19 protein-coding genes are annotated in these 17261 nt (G+C 66.3%); 17 read left to right on the forward strand and 2 right to left on the reverse strand.

What is annotated here, in order from left to right:
* The 17 genes from LPZ50_RS02620 to LPZ50_RS02700 form a co-directional block, all read left to right on the forward strand.
* The coding region (locus LPZ50_RS02620) for a condensation domain-containing protein (protein ID WP_230657227.1) at nt 1–326 on the forward strand (326 nt) is incomplete at its 5' end.
* Nucleotides 327–331: 5 nt separating this feature from the next.
* Nucleotides 332–919, forward strand: a complete 588-nt coding sequence (locus LPZ50_RS02625; protein ID WP_230657229.1) for a hypothetical protein — start codon at nt 332–334, stop codon at nt 917–919.
* Complete coding sequence (locus tag LPZ50_RS02630; RefSeq protein WP_230657231.1) at nt 906–1445, forward strand: hypothetical protein; 540 nt, start codon at nt 906–908, stop codon at nt 1443–1445. The genes LPZ50_RS02625 and LPZ50_RS02630 overlap by 14 nt, the downstream gene beginning before the upstream one ends.
* The gene (locus LPZ50_RS02635; protein ID WP_419195557.1) at nt 1438–3162 is read left to right on the forward strand and encodes a GspE/PulE family protein; all 1725 of its coding nucleotides are present in this window, start codon (nt 1438–1440) and stop codon (nt 3160–3162) included. The genes LPZ50_RS02630 and LPZ50_RS02635 overlap by 8 nt, the downstream gene beginning before the upstream one ends.
* Nucleotides 3155–4297 carry a general secretion pathway protein gene (locus tag LPZ50_RS02640; RefSeq protein ID WP_230657233.1) on the forward strand — a complete coding sequence of 381 codons (1143 nt, stop codon included), beginning with the start codon at nt 3155–3157 and terminating at the stop codon, nt 4295–4297. The genes LPZ50_RS02635 and LPZ50_RS02640 overlap by 8 nt, the downstream gene beginning before the upstream one ends.
* A gap of 51 nt (nt 4298–4348) precedes the next feature.
* A complete protein-coding gene (locus tag LPZ50_RS02645; RefSeq protein WP_230657235.1) occupies nt 4349–4963 on the forward strand; it encodes a pilin in 615 nt (204 codons plus the stop codon).
* Between the two features lie 60 nt (nt 4964–5023).
* Complete coding sequence (locus tag LPZ50_RS02650; protein WP_230657237.1) at nt 5024–6061, forward strand: pilus assembly FimT family protein; 1038 nt, start codon at nt 5024–5026, stop codon at nt 6059–6061.
* Nucleotides 6062–6138: 77 nt separating this feature from the next.
* Complete coding sequence (gene alaS, locus LPZ50_RS02655) at nt 6139–8760, forward strand: alanine--tRNA ligase (RefSeq protein ID WP_230657239.1); 2622 nt, start codon at nt 6139–6141, stop codon at nt 8758–8760.
* The gene (locus LPZ50_RS02660) at nt 8747–9004 is read left to right on the forward strand and encodes a sulfurtransferase TusA family protein (protein WP_230657241.1); all 258 of its coding nucleotides are present in this window, start codon (nt 8747–8749) and stop codon (nt 9002–9004) included. Before alaS ends, LPZ50_RS02660 begins: the two co-directional genes overlap by 14 nt.
* 137 nt (nt 9005–9141) lie before the next feature.
* Nucleotides 9142–9402: a 30S ribosomal protein S16 gene (gene rpsP / locus LPZ50_RS02665; RefSeq protein ID WP_230657242.1), complete on the forward strand. Its 261-nt coding sequence runs from the start codon at nt 9142–9144 to the stop codon at nt 9400–9402.
* Between the two features lie 44 nt (nt 9403–9446).
* Nucleotides 9447–10070 carry a ribosome maturation factor RimM gene (gene rimM, locus LPZ50_RS02670; RefSeq protein ID WP_230657243.1) on the forward strand — a complete coding sequence of 208 codons (624 nt, stop codon included), beginning with the start codon at nt 9447–9449 and terminating at the stop codon, nt 10068–10070.
* Nucleotides 10070–10849, forward strand: a complete 780-nt coding sequence (gene trmD / locus LPZ50_RS02675) for a tRNA (guanosine(37)-N1)-methyltransferase TrmD (RefSeq protein ID WP_230657244.1) — start codon at nt 10070–10072, stop codon at nt 10847–10849. Before rimM ends, trmD begins: the two co-directional genes overlap by 1 nt.
* Before the next feature lie 154 nt (nt 10850–11003).
* Nucleotides 11004–11621, forward strand: coding sequence for a helix-turn-helix domain-containing protein (locus LPZ50_RS02680; RefSeq protein WP_230657245.1), 618 nt, complete (start codon nt 11004–11006; stop codon nt 11619–11621).
* Nucleotides 11622–11715: 94 nt separating this feature from the next.
* Nucleotides 11716–12468, forward strand: coding sequence for an ABC transporter substrate-binding protein (locus tag LPZ50_RS02685; RefSeq protein WP_230657246.1), 753 nt, complete (start codon nt 11716–11718; stop codon nt 12466–12468).
* A gap of 69 nt (nt 12469–12537) precedes the next feature.
* On the forward strand, nt 12538–13191 hold the full coding sequence (locus tag LPZ50_RS02690) for an amino acid ABC transporter permease (protein ID WP_230657247.1): 654 nt from the start codon (nt 12538–12540) through the stop codon (nt 13189–13191).
* A complete protein-coding gene (locus LPZ50_RS02695) occupies nt 13188–13919 on the forward strand; it encodes an amino acid ABC transporter ATP-binding protein (protein WP_230657248.1) in 732 nt (243 codons plus the stop codon). The genes LPZ50_RS02690 and LPZ50_RS02695 overlap by 4 nt, the downstream gene beginning before the upstream one ends.
* 9 nt (nt 13920–13928) lie before the next feature.
* Nucleotides 13929–15218, forward strand: coding sequence for an NAD(P)/FAD-dependent oxidoreductase (locus LPZ50_RS02700; protein ID WP_230657249.1), 1290 nt, complete (start codon nt 13929–13931; stop codon nt 15216–15218).
* Between the two features lie 15 nt (nt 15219–15233).
* Here LPZ50_RS02700 and LPZ50_RS02705 read toward each other — a convergent pair whose 3' ends face one another.
* Both LPZ50_RS02705 and LPZ50_RS02710 read right to left on the reverse strand, forming a co-directional pair.
* Nucleotides 15234–16580: an ATP-binding protein gene (locus tag LPZ50_RS02705; protein WP_230657250.1), complete on the reverse strand. Its 1347-nt coding sequence runs from the start codon at nt 16578–16580 to the stop codon at nt 15234–15236.
* On the reverse strand, nt 16568–17245 hold the full coding sequence (locus LPZ50_RS02710) for a response regulator transcription factor (RefSeq protein ID WP_230657251.1): 678 nt from the start codon (nt 17243–17245) through the stop codon (nt 16568–16570). The genes LPZ50_RS02705 and LPZ50_RS02710 overlap by 13 nt, the downstream gene beginning before the upstream one ends.
* Nucleotides 17246–17261: the final 16 nt, after the last annotated feature.

Consider the following 17261-nt stretch of genomic DNA (forward strand, 5'->3'; position numbering starts at 1 on the left):
CGGCCGACGCGACCGAGATCACCCCCGAGATGCTGCCGCTGGTGGACCTGGACGAGGCGGAGATCGCCCGTGTGGTTGCTCGGATACCGGGTGGCGCGGCCAACATCGCGGACGTGTATCCCCTCGCGCCGCTCCAGGAAGGCATCCTCTTCCATTACCTGATGAGCCATCAGCACTCCACGGATGTCTACGCGATGCCGATGGTGCTGGGCTTCGACTCGCAGGCGCGCCTCGACGCCTTCCTCGGCGCGCTCCAGCAGGTGGTGGACCGGCACGACATCTACCGCACCGCGATCGGCAGGCGGCGCAGAGCCTACCTGAATTAGGCCGCGTGCTGGCATCGCTGCATCGCTTGCCGCTGGGTGTCCGAGGCTGGCTGTTGCAGCAGGCGCGCTGTCTGCCGGCGTCCCATGCCTGGTCGTGTAGCGCGTCTTATGTACGGGCGCAGCCAGACGCCACCAACAGCGCTTTCATGCAAGCCTTGCCCGCCGGGTGGCAATTGCAGTTCCGTCCTCTCGACGAGGTCGAGCTTTCCTGGTCTGTGCCCGGGCAGGGGATATCGCTGGCGCAGGTCGATCCCCCATCGCCGTCGCGCGTCGACACCGTCGTGGCCAGCGCGCTGCAGCGGGTGCGGCCCGCATTCAGCCAGCTTTCGCTGGCGGCACCCAGCCCCGCGCCCATCGCCGCACCCCGTGATTCGCAAGGCCGCGCCATGGGCTTACCGCCGGCCTGGCCGTCATTGCGCCAGCGCACGCTGGTCCTGCAGGGGCCATTGCGTTCATTTGCATTGCTGGCCGACCAGCCCCTGGTGGTCGGTTGGTCGTCGCTGGTGCTGCGCCTGGCCGCGGGCCACGCGCCCAGCACGACAGTCAGCTCGCTCACCGCTGAACTCCAAGGAGTCCTGTATGAACAAGATTGATCCGTGTCCCGGCTGGGCGTGCCTGCCGCTCCTGCGTACCGCTGCCTGGACGTTCACACTGGCCGGCTGCGCCGCGGCCTTTCCCGCCCGCGCCGATCTTCCTGGACAGGTCTCCCACCAGTCGGCGGTGCCAGCCGAGGCCTGGGCCGAGGGCGATACGGTGCGCGAACTGCTGCGCGTGGATGCCGAGGCGGCCCGTGGCCAGCCCGGTTTGCGCCAAGCCTCCGATTGGATAGGGCCGCGGTCCCAGGCCCCGGCCGACCGTGGGGCTTCTGCTAGCCGCATGCCGGATCGCATCGACGTCCAGGCCATCTACGGTTTTGGCAAGACGCTGCATGCCGATGTCCTGATCAACGGCCGCCTGGCCAGCTACCGGTCCGGGCGCGCGGCACCGATGCAGCACGGGACGGTTGCATCGGACGAGCAGTATTCATTACTGGGCATCGATGTCCCATGCGTGCGCCTGCGCAAGGCGGGTGAGCCTCACACTGCATGCCTGCTGCACCAGGACAAGAATCGTGAATGACATCGAAGCCGGCTTCGCGGCCAAGGTGGCAGGTACAGCCGGGGCGCCGTGGCTGCACACATCTCTCGACTTGGCGCGCCTGGAACCCGCTTTTGTGCGCACCCTGAGCAGCGACTTCGACCTGGCCTTGCTGGCAGGGCGCCTGTGCCCGGTATTGCTCGAAGGGGGCCAAGCTGCCGTGTTCGCGCTGCACGACTATGTGTACGGCGACCAGATCTCCGAGCTCGAATCCATGATTCGCGCGCGGGGCTACCGTCTCGCGGCGGTTCCGCGCTATGCGCTGCCTTCTGCATTGCTGCTGTCCATCGCGCGTGGCCAGCTCACTGCCGCCGCTCTGCGTGAACAGCGTGGAACGGCACCGGCTACGCGGCGCTCGGCCCTGGCGTCGATGTTCCTCGATCTGGTGCAGTGGGGGCTGGAACGGCGTGCCAGCGATGTCCACATCAACATCTGTCAGCCACCCGGCAAGTCCGAGGTGCGCTATACCATCGACGGCGCCTACGTCGTGCCCGAGTGCTTTCGCGACCTTTCCGGTGCCACGCTGCTGGAATCCCTGGCCGTAGCCTGGATGGACGTGCGCGGAGGCAATGGCGCGGTGTTCGACCCCCTGGCCGAGCAGCAGGGCCGCATTGCCCTGAACATGGGCGGGCGCCCGGTGACCTTGCGCTGGGCGTCGCTGGCCAGCGATACCGGCCCATCGGTCTGCCTGCGCCTGCTGTGCCTCGATTCCGCCGAGGGTGGCAACAGCCTGGACGAACTGGGCTACCTGCCTTCACAAGTGGCGGCGCTGGAGCGCGCCCGCGACCGTAGCGGCGGTGCCATCGTGCTGGCCGGGGTGGTGGGTTCCGGAAAATCCACTTCCATTGCCACGCTCATGCGCGGCATTCCTGCCACGCGCAAAGTCATCACGCTGGAAGATCCCGTCGAATACCGCATCGGCAATGCGCTGCAAAATACCGTCAGCCGCACGCTGGACGCGGCCGCCTCGCCGGTATTCGACGCCAAGCTCAAGACCATCAAGCGTTCCGCCATGGACGACCTGCTCATCGGCGAGATCCGCGACCAGGATACCGGCAAGGCCTTCATGGATCTGGCCGGGTCAGGAACCAGCATTTACACCACCACGCATACCGCGTCGGCCTGCATGATTCCCGAACGCCTGGCCTCGGATTTCATCGGCGTATCGCGGGATTTCCTGGCCACCCCGGGGGTTCTGAAACTGCTGGTATACCAGGCGCTGTTGCCGCGCTTGTGCGCCGATTGTGCCTTGCCGTTCAGCCGCCTGCCTTTGCAAGATGCCGCAGCGCCGGGGCTGGAATGGGCCCGGGCATTCGCCAGCGCGCACCGGCTCGATATGGCGGCCTTGCGCGCCCGCAATCCACACGGGTGCCCCGCCTGCCGGCGTGCCGGGTTGCCGCAACTGCACGGGTTGGCCGGCCGCACCGTTGCGGCCGAATTGGTCAATCCCGACGACGACCAGTTCCTCCACCTGGTGCGCCAGCGCGACAACCTGGGGTTGCGCCGCTACGTCGGGTCACGGCCGCGCACGCCGTTCGATGATGCGGACATGCAGGGAAAAAGTGCCGCCGATTGCGCAATCTACAAGGCTTCGCGCGGTCTCATCGACCCCCGCGCCATTGCCTTGCGTTTCGAACTGACCGGCGGTGCTTGCCAGGATGCTCATGGGCCGGCACCGAAGGGCGGGCATCGTGTTTGAACCCGCCATTCCTGCACTGCCCCTGGCATTGCGGCGCCATCTTGCCGGTCTGGCCGAGTGGAGCGACAACCTGCGGTTCCGCCGGCAGCGCGCCGATTACTACGACTATCTGGCCGACCTGATCGAGGGCCTGCAGGGCCGCAAGACGCTGCGCGACATGTTCGACGACGACGCTCGACGTTATGGCGCGCGTACGGTTCGCGGGCGCCTGGCCAGGCGCTGGAGCCAGCGCTACCAGGAATCGGGCGGCGATCTGGCCACGGCCTGGTCGGGTGCGGTGCCCGACGAAGAATTGCAATTGGTGGGCGCGGCGCAGTATGCGGGCGGCAATGCCTTGGCAACGGCATTGCGCGAACTGGCAAGCGCCACGCGCCTTATCCGGCAGGCGGGCGACATTCTATGGGCCACCATGGCGGCGGGCTTGGCGGCCTTGATGGTCGCCCTAGGGGTGCTGTGTGCCGTGCCGACGTTCACTGTTCCCCGGCTGCAGCAGGTGTTCCAGGCGGTGCCTGCAGACTATTACGGGCCTTTGGCCCGAGGCCTTTATGCGTTGGCAGACAGCCTGCGCGACTGGCTGTTCTTCTGGGTGGCGCTGGTGGCCGGCGGCGTCGGCCTGGCGGCCTGGTCGCTGCCCATGTTTACCGGCCCCGTGCGTGCGCGCCTGGACCTGTTGTTTCCCTGGCGACTGTACCGGGATTTCCACGCCATCCGTTTCCTGGCCATTCTTGCCGTGCTGCTGCGCCAGCGCGGCAATATCGACACCCGCCTGCGGCAGGCATTGACGACGCAAGCCTGGCATGCCAAGCCGTGGCTAGCCTGGCACATCGGCGAAATGCTGGCGCGGGTCGAGCAGGGCATTGTCGGTGCCGACACCTTCGACACCGGACTGTTCGACCGCGTGACGGTCTGGTTCATGGCCGACATGATGGCCGCGCGCGGCGTCGAGTCCGGTGTGGCGCAAGCGCGGCTGCGCATCGAGACACGCACGCTGGTGCACGTGCGCCGGCAGGCGCTGGCCCTGCGATGGGCCATGCTGCTGGGGGCAGTCGCCACGGTGCTGGCGCTGGCGCTGTGGCATTACGGCGTCATCGACGAACTGCGACGCGCGCTCACCAATTGGTATGCCAGCCGCTAACGGCCCGTCTCAGCCCCGTCAGCTTCATCGATCTTTTCCACAGGAGTCTTCATGTCTACGCTTAGTACCGCTGTTGCGCCACGCCGGCAGCAAGGTTTTTCGTTGATCGAAGTGTCGATCGTCACTGCCATCGTGCTGCTGATCGCCATCATCGGCATACCCGCCATCAGCTCTTACGTCATCGAGAACAAAGTGCCCAAGGTGGCCGAGGAATTGCAGCGCTATGTCGCCCGCATCAAGGCCAATGCGCAGGGGGCTGGAACCACGCCTTACGCCAACCTGGACACCGGTTCGCTTGCCAATGCCCTGCGCGACTCCAGCGTGGTGTCGGTGGGCGGATCCGGCCCCGGTGCCGTCGTGGCGCACGGGCTGGGCGGCAACGGCACGGCGGGCAATGGCGTCATCACCGTCATGCCGGTATCGGTGTCCGGCGGCGGCGCGGGCTCGGGTTTCTCCATACGGTTCAGCAACGTCAACAATGCCGCGTGCCCCACCCTGGCATCGGTGATGCAACGAGTCAGCGACAACATCACCGTCGAGGGCGCGGGCGGAGCGGTCACGGTGAAAGACAGCACCGTCGTGCCCCGGCTGGCATATAGCGCGGCAGTAGCAGAGTCGCAATGCACCGAGGGCGACCACAATACTTTTGTCTTCACAATACGGTAAGGGGGCGCCGTGACCGGATCTTCAAGGTTTTTGCGCCTCGCCGCGCCGGCCGCGTTGCGTATGCGTCCCGCCAGGCGTGGACAGCGCGGCTTCGCCTTGCTGGAATTGGCAATTGCCGTTGCGCTGGCCAGCATGGTCCTGGTGTGGGCCGCCAACCGCCTGGTTCATCAGGTGGATGATGCCGCGGCGCGGGCCGCCGGGGTCTGGATGATGGAACTCAAGCGCGGCCTGGACAACATGTTGCGGCAGCATTTCGACAGCCTGGCCGAAGGGGTGCCTGTTACCGGCGAGAACGGCGCCGTGCTGTATGCCAACCCGCTGGCCCCGCAACTGGCCGAACTCAGGGCCCAGGGGCACCTGCCGGCGGGGTTCCCCGATACTTCCACGCTGAACGGTACGGTGGAAATACGCATCATGCGCGACGCCCGCTGCCCCGGGGCGGGGTGCAGGCTGGATGCGCTGGCCTACACTGCTCAACCCCTGTTGTCGCCCGATGGCTCGGCGCCCGATCTGATGCGCATCGGCGCCGCCATCGAAGCCGCCAACGGCCACGCCGGTACGGCTACTGCCGACCGCATCCGCGGCGCCAGCTTCGATTTTCCCAATCCGCCAGGGTTCGGCATTCCGCAACTGGCTCCGGGCTCCCTGGCGGTGTGGGCCGGGTACGGTACGGCCGACTACGACCTGTTCGTGCGCAGGCGCGATACGCGCAACCCGGACCTGCGGAGCGATCTTTCCGCGTCCGGGTCGATCCAGGCTGGCGGCCGCCTGATCGCCGGGGAATATCTGTCGCTGGGCGGCACCGCCGTCGCGGGGCAGCCCTGCCCGGCAGGCAGTGCCCTGGTCGCGCGGGGCGCCACCGGCTTGCTCGATTGCCGCGACGGGTTATGGGCGGCCGCGAGCAGCGGCCGGTTTGGCGGCGCCTACTCTGTTGCCCGGTCTCATGGTTGTACGGACGACCCGTATTTTGGATACCGCAACCCCATTACCGGGAAATGTTCCTGCCCTGCGGGGCATACAGCCGTGCTCGTGGCCAAAGGCTCATGGGCCGAGGATGGATCCACCACGTTTTCCTATGTCTGCGTCGGGCCAGGCTAGGGGGCAGTGCCCTGGCTGGCACCCCGCCGCCGACCCTCTATAATCAAAAATTCGCCTAAATCCCGGTTCGTCCCAGAATGAAATCCTCAGAGATTCGCCAGAAATTCCTGCAGTTCTTCCAGTCGAAAGGGCACACCATCGTTCCTTCGGCTTCGCTCGTGCCGGGCAACGACCCCACGCTGCTCTTCACCAATTCAGGCATGGTGCAGTTCAAGGACGTCTTCACGGGCAAGGAATCGCGCGCCTATACGCGCGCCACGTCATCGCAGCGCAGTGTGCGCGCCGGCGGCAAGCACAACGACCTGGAAAACGTCGGCTATACCGCGCGGCACCATACGTTCTTCGAGATGCTGGGCAATTTCAGCTTTGGCGACTACTTCAAGCGCGATGCCATCCAGTACGCCTGGGAACTGCTTACCACCGCATACGGGCTGCCGGCTGAAAAGCTGTGGGTCACGGTCTACCAGGAAGACGACGAAGCCTACGATATCTGGGCCAAGGAAGTCGGCGTTCCCGCCGAACGCATCATCCGCATCGGCGACAACAAGGGCGCCCGCTACGCGTCCGACAACTTCTGGCAAATGGCCGACACCGGCCCCTGCGGCCCGTGCTCCGAAATTTTCTACGACCACGGCCCCGATGTCTGGGGTGGCCCTCCGGGTTCGCCCGAAGAAGACGGCGATCGCTACATCGAGATCTGGAACCTGGTGTTCATGCAGTTCGAGCGCGACGCCGCCGGCAACATGGAACGCCTGCCCAAGCCCTGTGTCGATACCGGCATGGGGCTGGAGCGCATCGCCGCTGTCCTGCAGGGCGTGCACTCCAACTACGAAATCGACCTGTTCCAGAACCTGATCCGCGCCGCGGCGCGCGAAACCGGCGTCAAGAACCTCGAAGACAATTCCCTGAAGGTCATCGCCGACCATATCCGCGCGTGTTCCTTCCTGATCGTGGACGGCATCATCCCCAGCAACGAGGGCCGCGGCTACGTGCTGCGCCGCATCGTGCGCCGCGCCCTGCGCCATGGCTACAAGCTGGGCCAGACCAAGCCGTTTTTCTACAAACTGGTGCCCGACCTGGTGGCCGAGATGGGCGAGGCCTATCCGGAACTTACCCAGGCGGCCGAACGTGTGGCGCAAGTGCTCAAGCAGGAAGAAGAGCGCTTCGGCGAAACCCTGGAACACGGCATGAAAATCCTGGACGGCGCCCTGGCTGGCGTGCCGGCCGGCGGCCAGCTCGACGGCACCACGCTGTTCACGCTGTATGACACCTATGGCTTCCCGGTGGACCTTACCGCCGACATCTGCCGCGAACGCAATGTCGAAGTCGACATGGCGGGCTTCGATGCCGCCATGGCGCGGCAGCGCGAACAGGCGCGCGCCGCCGGCAAGTTCAAGATGGCCGAGGGCCTGAGCTACGAAGGGGCCGACACGCGCTTCGAAGGCTACGAAAAGCTGGAACTCGACGGCGTCAAGGTCACGGCGCTGTACGTGGACGGCACCCAGGTCGACCGCGTACAGGCGGGCCAGAATGCGGTGGCGGTGCTCGATGCCACGCCGTTCTATGCCGAATCCGGCGGCCAGGTGGGCGATACCGGCTTGCTGCAGGGCGGCGATGCGCGCTTCGCGGTGGCCGATACCCTGAAAATCCAGGCCGGCGTGTTCGGCCACCATGGCACCCTGGAATCCGGCAGCCTGGCGGTGGGCGACACCCTGCTGGCAAAAGTCGACGCGGTGCGCCGCGCACGCACGGTGCGCAACCATTCGGCCACGCACTTGATGCACAAGGCGTTGCGCCAGGTGCTAGGGGCGCACGTGCAGCAGCGCGGCTCGCTGGTCGACCCCGACAAAACCCGCTTCGACTTCGCCCACGACGCGCCCATGTCGGCCGACCAAGTGGCCCAGGTCGAGGCCATCGTCAACGCCGAAGTGCTGGCCAACCAGCCCACCCAGGCCAGTGTCATGGCGTATGACGACGCGGTCAAGGGCGGTGCCATGGCCCTGTTCGGCGAAAAGTACGGCGACACCGTGCGGGTGCTGGACATCGGCTTCTCGCGCGAATTGTGCGGCGGCACCCACGTGGCCCGTACTGGCGACATCGGCCTTTTCAAGATCGTGGCCGAGGGCGGCGTGGCCGCCGGGGTGCGCCGCGTCGAGGCCATCACGGGCGACAACGCCCTGGCCTGGGTGCAAAACCAGAATGCCTTGCTGCTGCGCGCGGCCGGCATGCTGCGCAGCACGCCGGCCGACCTGCCCGAGCGTATTGCCCAGGTGCAGGACCAGGTGCGCGCTCTGGAAAAAGACCTGGAACAGGCGCGCGGCAAGCTCGCTGCCAGCGCTGGCAACGACCTGGCCGCCAAGGCGGCCGAGATCAAGGGCGTGAAGGTGCTGGCTGCCAGCCTGGGCGACGTCGATCCCAAGGCGCTGCGCGGCATGGTCGATACCCTGAAAGACCGCCTGAAGTCGGCCGTGGTGCTGCTGGCCAGCGCCGGCGGCGATGGCAAGATCAGCCTGGTGGGCGGCGTCACGTCCGACCTTACCGGCCGCGTCAAGGCGGGCGACCTGGTTGGCTACGTGGCCGGCCAGGTGGGCGGCAAGGGCGGCGGCCGTCCCGACATGGCCATGGGGGGCGGCAGCGATGCCCAGGCCTTGCCGGCGGCGGTGGCCAGCGTGTCTGGGTGGGTCGATGAACGCCTCTGAAACGGCGGGCAACCTGCCCGAATTCCAGCACGATGTCGATGCCAGCGGGCTGACCTGCCCGCTGCCCATCCTGCGTGCCAAGAAGGCCCTGGCGCAGATGGAAAGCGGCCAGGTGCTGCGTGTTGTCACAACCGATCCGAAGGCGGTGCGGGATTTCCAGGCGTTTGCCAAGCAAAGCGGCAATGGCCTGGTGGCCCAGCACGAATCCGGCGGGGCGGCGCTGCATTTCCTGCGCCGGCGGTAGGGGGCGGCCTGGCTGTTCCGGGGCATGTGTCCCGGGTGTATGCTGTAACCGCCACAGTAAATGAAGCTTGTCTTGCCACAGGCTTCTTTTCAATGCTAGAATCTTCCGTTTTTCACAACTAATTCAAGGGATTACCTATGGTGGTGATTCGCATGGCCCGCGGTGGGTCGAAGAAGCGTCCGTTTTACAATCTGGTAGCCACGGATTCGCGCAACCGCCGCGATGGCCGCTTCATCGAGCGTGTTGGCTTTTACAATCCGGTTGCCAGCGAAGGCACGGAAAGCCTGCGCATCTCGCTCGATCGCGTGCAATACTGGACCAACAGCGGCGCGCAACTGTCGCCCGCCGTCGAGCGTCTGGTCAAAGACTACTCGGCCAAGGTTTCCGCCGCCGCCTGATCGGCGCGTTCGGCTTAACCCGCGCGCTGTCTTCGGCTGGCCAGATGCCTGACGCCACACCCCGTGCCGCTGCCCCCGACGATCTGATCGAACTGGGCCGCATTACCGGGGCGTATGGCGTAAAAGGGTGGGTCAAGGTGCAGCCGCACTCGGCCCAGGCCGATGTACTGCGCCGCGCAAAGTCCTGGTGGCTTGCTCGCCCCGCTCCGGAAACGGCGCGGGGCGTTGTTGCGTCTGTGCCCCAGGCGTGCAAGGTATTGCAGGCCCGGCCGCAGGGCGCCACCGTCGTGGCGCAATTGGAAGGCGTCGTCGACCGCGACCAGGCCGAAGCCCTGCGCGGCTGCACGGTGCAGGTCGGGCGCAGCCTGTTCCCCGCTACCGCCGACGACGAATATTACTGGGTCGATCTCATCGGTTGTGCGTTCTATTCCGACGCCGACGGCGAACCGGCGCGCATCGGTGTCGTGGACGAAGTCTTCGACAATGGCGCCCATGCCATTCTGCGCGTAGTGCTGCAACGCGCGCCCGCGCCGGGCGGCGAACCGGAACCCCGGGTGGACGCCAAGGGCCGGCCCCTGGAACTGTTGGTGCCCTTCGTGCGCGCCCACATCCTGGCGGTTGACCTCGACGCCCGCCGCATCGACAGCAACTGGCCCACGGAACCCTGATGCGCTTCGATGTCGTCACGCTCTTTCCGGACATGTTCGGAACCGTGCGCGACCTGGGCGTCACGGGCCGCGCGCACACGCAGGGCTTGTGGGCCTTGCAGGCCTGGAACCCGCGCGACTACACCCACGATCTACATCGTACGGTCGACGACCGCCCGTACGGCGGCGGGCCGGGCATGGTAATGATGGCCGCGCCCCTTGAAGCCGCGGTGGCCGCTGCCCAGTCGGCGCGCGCCGCTCAAGGGCTGGGGCCGGCGCCGGTGGTGCTGCTGTCGCCCACAGGCCGTCGCTATGACCAGCAAGGCGCGCAGGCCATGGCGGCCGGCGAGGGCTGCATCCTGATCTGCGGACGCTACGAAGGCATAGATCAACGCTTCATCGAGCGCTGCGTCACCGACGAAATCTCCTTGGGCGATTTCGTCCTGTCCGGCGGTGAAATCGCCGCGCTGGCCGTCATCGACGCCGCCGTCCGACTGCTGCCGGGCGCCCTGAACGACGGCGATTCGGCCCTGCAGGATTCTTTCAACGACACGCTATCCGGCTTGCTGGACAGCCCCCACTACACTCGCCCCGAGGTTCATGCGGGGCAGCCCGTTCCCCCCGAATTGCTCAGCGGCCATCACGCCAATATCGCGCGCTGGCGTCGCGAGCAATCACTGCGCCTCACGGCGGTTCGCCGTCCGGACTTGCTCGAGCGCGCCCGCGCCAACGGCTGGCTGACTCCAGCCGACGAACGCTACCTGTCCAAGTTGCCGCCGACCACCGCCGGCCAGGCCTGACATCGTCGCGCATCCTTCCTGCACGGCATAAGGATAGGGATGTCCCCACCTTGCCGGCGGGGGCTGCCGCTGTTTAGCATTGAAAATTATGTCCATATGAAATTTTCATATGACGGCGGTGACGAAAATCCAATCGGTTGACAGCGCGCGCCCAGTGCCAGCACCCACCCCGGAGCCGGCCCCCGCCTCGGTCATTGACTTCTGGCTGGGCCAGCAACTGCGCCAACTGCGCAAGCAGCATCGCCTGCCGTTGGTGCAGGTGGCCAAGGCTTGCGGGATGTCGGTCGGCTTGCTCAGCCAGATCGAGCGCGGGCTCAGCTCCCCCTCGGTGAAAAACCTCAGCCTGCTGGCCAGCCAGTTCGGCGTGTCGGTCGACACGCTGCTGCGCGGCGCGGGCCAGCCCGACAGCGAGAATGCCGGTCGCGTGGCGCGCGCGGGTTCGCATCGCCGCATCGACCTGGACCACAAGGGCATCCACAAAGAAATGTATACGCCGCCGGCCGGCCGCAGCCTGGATTTGTGCCGTGCGCGCATCGCGCCAGGCGGTTCCACCGGCGACGAACTGTTTTCGTCCAGCATGGGTGAACAGGTGGGCCTGGTGCTGCGGGGCGTACTGGAACTATGGGTGGAAGACCGTGCCGTCCTGCTGAAAGCCGGCGACAGTTTCTGCTACGCCAGCCGCACGCCGCGCCGCTGGCGTAATCCCGGCCCGGACACCACCGAAGTCATCTGGGCGATCAGCCGTATCGACCACCAGGAGACTGGCCCATGAACAAGCGCCGCCCCGCGTCGGCATGACAGGCGCAGGGTGGAACACAACCGGCGTATCCTTCGCGCCGTCTTTTCTCGACAGTAGGGGAATATCCATGAAACTGAAGATCCTGGCGGCCTCCCTGGCAACCACGCTGGCACTGGCCGGCGGCGCCCACGCGCAAACCGTGCTGAAGGTGGGCTCCACGCCCACGGGCAGCCCGTTTACCTTCCTGGACACCAAGACCAACTCCATCGAAGGGGTCATGGTCGACATCATCAAGGCAGTGGGCGAAAAAGCGGGTTTCGAGGTGCAGATCCAGCCCATGGCGTTTTCGGCGCTGATCGGTTCGCTGACGTCCAAGCGCATCGACCTGATCTCGGCTGCCATGTTCATTACCGAGCCCCGCAAGAAGATCGTCAGCTTTTCCGAGCCGGTGTACCGCTATGGCGAAGGCTTCATGGTGCCCAAGGACGACGGCAAGCAATACAAGTCGTTCGCGGACATGAAAGGTATGACCGTGGGCGTGCAGGTGGGCACCGCATTTGTCGAGCCCATCCAGAAAAGCGGTATGTTCAAAGAGGTGAAGCTGTACGACAACCCTCCCGACATGATGCGCGATGCCAATGCGGGCCGCATCCAGGGCGGCTTCATGGATTACCCCATCGCGGCCAGCATCATCGCCAAGGGAGCTTATCCCAACTTGAAAATGGCCAAGAGCTACGAACCCACGGTGGTCGGCAGCCTGGGCATTGCCACTCGCCAGGAAGATACCGAGTTGATGGACAAGATCAACAAGGCGCTGGCCACCCTGAAGTCGGACGGCACCATCGATCGCATCCTGAAAAAGTGGAACCTGTCGGATTGAGCGCCACGGCCCGGCGGCCGTTGTTGGCCGCCGGCTTGACTCACATACCCGACAAGGATGGATCCGACGATGATGGAGTTTTTCAATGATGCGCGCGAGTTCCTGCCTATCTTGCTGCAGGGCGCGAAGCTGACCATATTGGTGACTTTCGGGTCGCTGCTGCTGTCGACGCTGCTGGGGCTGGTATGGGCCTTGATGCGGGTGTCGGGTATTCCTCTGCTGGCCAAGTTCAGTGCCAGCATGATCAACGTGCTGCGCGGTATTCCTATTATCGTGCTGCTGTTCTACATCTATTTCGTCATGCCCGACATGGGCATAGCCCTGACCGCCGTGCAGGCGGCCATCATAGGCCTGGGCATTGCGTATTCGGCGTACCAGGCCGAGAATTTCCGTGCCGGCATCGAGGCCATCGACCGCGGCCAGATCGAGGCCGCCATGGCCATGGGCATGAGCTGGAGCATGACGATGCGCCGCGTGGTGCTGCCGCAGGCCGTCAAGATCGTGCTGCCTCCCTATGGGAACATCATGATCATGATGCTGAAAGATTCCTCGCAGGCGTCCACCATCACCGTGGCCGAACTGGCCCTGCAGGGCAAGCTGATCGCGGTGTCCACATTCAAGAACGCCACGGTATTCAGCCTGGTTGCGCTGATGTACCTGGTGATGTGCGTGCCCCTCATCCTGTTCGTGCGGCACCTGGAAAAACGGAGCGCCGCCAAATGATCCTGCTTAAAGACGTACACAAGAACTTCGGCAAGCTCGAAGTACTGAAAGGCATAGACGCCGAGGTTAGCAAGGGCGAAGTGGTGTGCATCATCGGCCCTTCCGGGTCGGGGAAATCCACGATTCTGCGCTGCATCAACGGGCTGGAACGCTACAACGCCGGCGACATCACCATCGACGGCGAGCGCGTCGACTGTGATTCATCCTCCATCGTGTCCATCCGCACGCAGGTATCGATGGTGTTCCAGCGCTTCAACCTGTTCCCGCATCGCACCGCGCTGGAAAACGTCATCGAAGGGCCGGTATTCGTGAAGAAGGAACCCCGGGCCCAGGCCATTGAGCGCGGCCGGGAACTGCTGGCCAGCGTGGGCCTGGCCGACAAGGCCGACGCGCATCCGCCGCAGTTGTCGGGCGGCCAGCAGCAGCGCGTGGCCATTGCCCGCGCGCTCGCCATGCAGCCCAAGGCCATTCTGTTCGACGAGCCCACCTCCGCGCTCGATCCCGAACTGGTGGGCGACGTGCTGGGCGTGATGCGCAAGCTGGCCGAGGCGGGCATGACCATGGTGGTGGTCACGCATGAAATGAGCTTCGCGCGCGAAGTCGCCGACAGAGTGCTGTTTATCGATGGCGGTGTCGTCGTCGAACAGGGCGCGGCGCGCGACATACTGAACCAACCGCAGCATCCGCGCACGCAGGACTTCCTGCACCGCGTGCTGCACCCGATGTAAGGAGCCATCATGGCGCAGGCGCCATATCCCATGTCGCATTCCCTATGGGCCGCCACGGCGGCCCCCGCGCCTGCGAGCGCGGCGCTGCAGGGGTCGGCGCAGGCCGACGTGCTGGTCATCGGCGCGGGCTATGCGGGGCTGAGCACCGCCCTGCACCTGGCCGAGCGCGGTGTCGATACGCTGGTGCTGGAGGCGCGCGAGATCGGTTTTGGCGGTTCCGGCCGCAATGGCGGGCAGGTCATCCCCGGTCTCAAGTACGATCCGGACGAACTCATCCGCCTGTACGGCGCCCGGCGCGGCGAGCGCCTGGTACAGTTCGCCGGCGGCACGGCCGACATGGTGTTCGGGCTGATCGAGCGGCACGGCATGGACGTGCCGCGCGAACGCGCCGGCTGGATCCAGGGGGCGCATACCGAGGAAGCGCTGCGCGTGGCGCACGCCCGGGCCGAGCAATGGGTGCGCCACGGCGTGGCCGCCCGCATGCTGGACAAGGCGCAGGTTTCGGCCTTGACCGGTACCGACCGCTATCTAGGCGGCTGGATCGATCCGCGGGCCGGCGCCATACAGCCCCTGAGCTATGTGCGGGGCTTGGCCCGCGCCGCGCTGGGAGCAGGGGCACGCCTGCATACGGATACGCCGGTAAGCAGCCTGCGGCGCGATGGCGGGCGCTGGGTGGCCACCACGGCCAGCGGCGGGCAGGTCATGGCCCAGCGAGTGGTGATGTGCACCAATGCCTACGGTGCCGGTTTGTGGCCCGGCCTGCGCCAGTCCATCATCGATGCCAACACGTTCCAGGTTGCCACCCAGCCCCTGCCCGACGACGTGCGGGATACCATTTTCCCGAAGGGGGGCGTCTGTTCGGACACGCGCAACTTGCTGCTGTATTTCCGGCTGGATCACCAGGGCCGCCTGCTGATGGGCGGGCGGGGGCCGTTTCGCGAGCCCAAGGGCCCGCAGGACTGGGCACACCTGGAACGGGTCATGGCCAAGCTGTTTCCCCAGGCGGCGGGAATTCCGTACGAGTACCGGTGGTGCGGCCGGGTGGCCGTCACGCGCGATTACCTGCCGCACTTGCACGAGCCTGAGCCCGGCCTGCTGATCGATATCGGCTGCCAGGGGCGGGGCGTGGGTTTGCAGACCGCGATGGGCAAGGCGCTGGCGGCCTACACCGCCGGCGATGGCGCCGATGCCTTGCCGGTGCCGCTGACCCCGATCAAGGGGTTTCCGCTATATGGCCTGCGGCGCATCTATGTCAATGCCGTGGTGGCCTGGTACCGCCTGAACGACGGCGGGGTCTAGCGGCGGAGGAGGGCGTCAGCCCAACCGCACCGCCACTTCCAGGCCCCGGCCCTCCAGCCCCGCGGCGCATCGGGCGTTGCCGCCATGCAGGCGGGCAATCTGGGCTACCAGCGCCATTCCGATGCCGCTGCCGCGCAGGCCGTTGCTGGTGCCGCGGCTGCGGTAAAAACGCTCGAACAGGCGCGGCCATTCGGATTCCGGCACGCCCGGGCCGTTGTCGCTGACGCTCAGCAGGGCGCCGCCGTCTTGCGCCGGCGCGCAGCGCACCTGGATATGGCCGCCTTCCGGCGTGTAGCGCACGGCATTGTCCATCAGGTTGCTGATCAGGATGCCGATCGCATCGACGTCGCCGTTCACCGTGCATGGCTGCACGTCCAGGGTGATGCGCTGCCGCTTGTTGCGGGCGGCGGATTCATAGTCGCGCACCCCCATGGATACCAGGGCCGCCAGATCTACGGGCGTGGCGGGCCGCCGTTCGATGGCGTCCATGCGCGCCTGGTCCAGCAGTTGCTCGGACAGGCGCGTGGCACGGCGGGCCACCGTCAACAGCCGGTCCAGCGCCGCCTGGCGCGAGACGTTCTCATGGGCGTCGCGGGCCAGTTCGGCATGGGTGGTCAGGGCAGCCAACGGCGTGCGCAATTCGTGCGCCGCATCGGCGATGAAGCGCCGTTCGCGGTTCATCGCCGTTTCCAGGCGGGCCAGCAGGCGGTTCACCGAGGCGATCAACGGTTGCAGCTCGGCCGGCATATCGTCCTGCGGCAGCGGCGCCAGGTCGAACGGATCGCGCGACTGCAGGGTGGCGCGCAGGCCGTCCATGCGCGCCAGGGTGCGGTTCACCACGAATCGCAGCGTTAGCGTCAGCAGCAGGAACAGCAGCGCCGACGCCTTCAGGCCCTGCCACAGCCAGGTCCGGAACTCGGCCCGCCGGTCCGCCACGGCGATGCCCACCTGGATCTGGATCTGGTCGTTCACATCATTGGCCGCATACATGCGCCATGGCTCGCCGTTGACCGTGATATTGGCATAGCCGGTCCGGAAGCGGTCGTTGAAAGGCTGCTCCGGCGCGCCCGGCGACTTTGCCAGCAGCCGGGTGCCGTCGCGCGTCCAGATCTGGAAGTTGATCTGGGTTTCGAACTGTTCGGCATTGCCATCGGCGGGCTCGAAGCCGATGGGGCCTTGCGCCTCGGTCAGCGACAGCGGCAGGGAGCGCATCGCCACATTGGCCACCTCTTGCAGCTTCTGGTCCCAGACGCCGGTCTGGGTGCGCCCCTGTTCGTACGCGAACCAGGCGAACCAGCTGGCCCAGTTGATCAGCAAGGCCAGCAGCAGGCCCAGCAGCAAGCGGTGCTTCAGGGAAGGCAATCCGATACCTCGCCGATGCGGTACCCATAGCCATGGACGGTGGCGATGATGGGGTCGCCCAGCTTGCGGCGCAGCTGGTGCACATAGACCGCCACCGTATTGCTTTCGATGGTGCCGTGCCCGCCGTAGACTGCGTCTTCCAGTTGGTCGCGCGTCACCGTGCGGCCCGGGCGCTCCATCAGGGCCAGCAGCGTCAGGTATTCGTGCTGGCTCAGGGTGATTTCATTGCCGTCGCGCCGTACCTGGCGCGTGGCGGGGTCGAGTGTCACCTTGCCGCAGGTGAGCAGGGGGGTGACGCGGTTGCGGCTGCGCCGCAGCACGGCTCGCAGGCGTGCCAGCAATTCGTCCAGCTGGAACGGCTTGACCACGTAATCGTCGGCGCCGGCATCCAGGCCGCCTATGCGTTCACTGAGTTGGTCGCGCGCCGTCACCAGCAGCACCGGCGTCGCATCGTAACGGGCCCGCAGGGCGCGCAGCAGCGACAGGCCGGACTCGCCGGGCAGGCCGATATCCAGCAGTACCGCGGCATAGCCCGGCCCGGCCAAGGCCAGCCGCGCCTCGGCGGCATCGCGCGCCCAGTCGACCGTGGCGTCCAGCCGTTGCGCCAGGCCGGCCTGCATGGCCTCGCCCAGCATGGGGTCGTCTTCTACCAGGAGTATGTGCACGCGGTCCCGCCCAATG

Source organism: Bordetella petrii (genome assembly GCF_020991325.1).
Classification (GTDB): Bacteria; Pseudomonadota; Gammaproteobacteria; order Burkholderiales; family Burkholderiaceae_B; genus Bordetella_A; species Bordetella_A petrii_E.

What these genes read in the sequence shown, in the direction of transcription:
- LPZ50_RS02630 (WP_230657231.1), top strand. Translation starts at nt 906, where the DNA reads ATGAACAAGATTGATCCGTGTCCCGGCTGGGCGTGCCTGCCGCTCCTG.
- LPZ50_RS02645 (WP_230657235.1), top strand. Translation starts at nt 4,349, where the DNA reads ATGTCTACGCTTAGTACCGCTGTTGCGCCACGCCGGCAGCAAGGTTTT.
- LPZ50_RS02650 (WP_230657237.1), top strand. Translation starts at nt 5,024, where the DNA reads ATGCGTCCCGCCAGGCGTGGACAGCGCGGCTTCGCCTTGCTGGAATTG.
- alaS (WP_230657239.1), top strand. Translation starts at nt 6,139, where the DNA reads ATGAAATCCTCAGAGATTCGCCAGAAATTCCTGCAGTTCTTCCAGTCG.
- LPZ50_RS02660 (WP_230657241.1), top strand. Translation starts at nt 8,747, where the DNA reads ATGAACGCCTCTGAAACGGCGGGCAACCTGCCCGAATTCCAGCACGAT.
- rpsP (WP_230657242.1), top strand. Translation starts at nt 9,142, where the DNA reads ATGGTGGTGATTCGCATGGCCCGCGGTGGGTCGAAGAAGCGTCCGTTT.
- rimM (WP_230657243.1), top strand. Translation starts at nt 9,447, where the DNA reads ATGCCTGACGCCACACCCCGTGCCGCTGCCCCCGACGATCTGATCGAA.
- trmD (WP_230657244.1), top strand. Translation starts at nt 10,070, where the DNA reads ATGCGCTTCGATGTCGTCACGCTCTTTCCGGACATGTTCGGAACCGTG.
- LPZ50_RS02685 (WP_230657246.1), top strand. Translation starts at nt 11,716, where the DNA reads ATGAAACTGAAGATCCTGGCGGCCTCCCTGGCAACCACGCTGGCACTG.
- LPZ50_RS02690 (WP_230657247.1), top strand. Translation starts at nt 12,538, where the DNA reads ATGATGGAGTTTTTCAATGATGCGCGCGAGTTCCTGCCTATCTTGCTG.
- LPZ50_RS02695 (WP_230657248.1), top strand. Translation starts at nt 13,188, where the DNA reads ATGATCCTGCTTAAAGACGTACACAAGAACTTCGGCAAGCTCGAAGTA.
- LPZ50_RS02700 (WP_230657249.1), top strand. Translation starts at nt 13,929, where the DNA reads ATGGCGCAGGCGCCATATCCCATGTCGCATTCCCTATGGGCCGCCACG.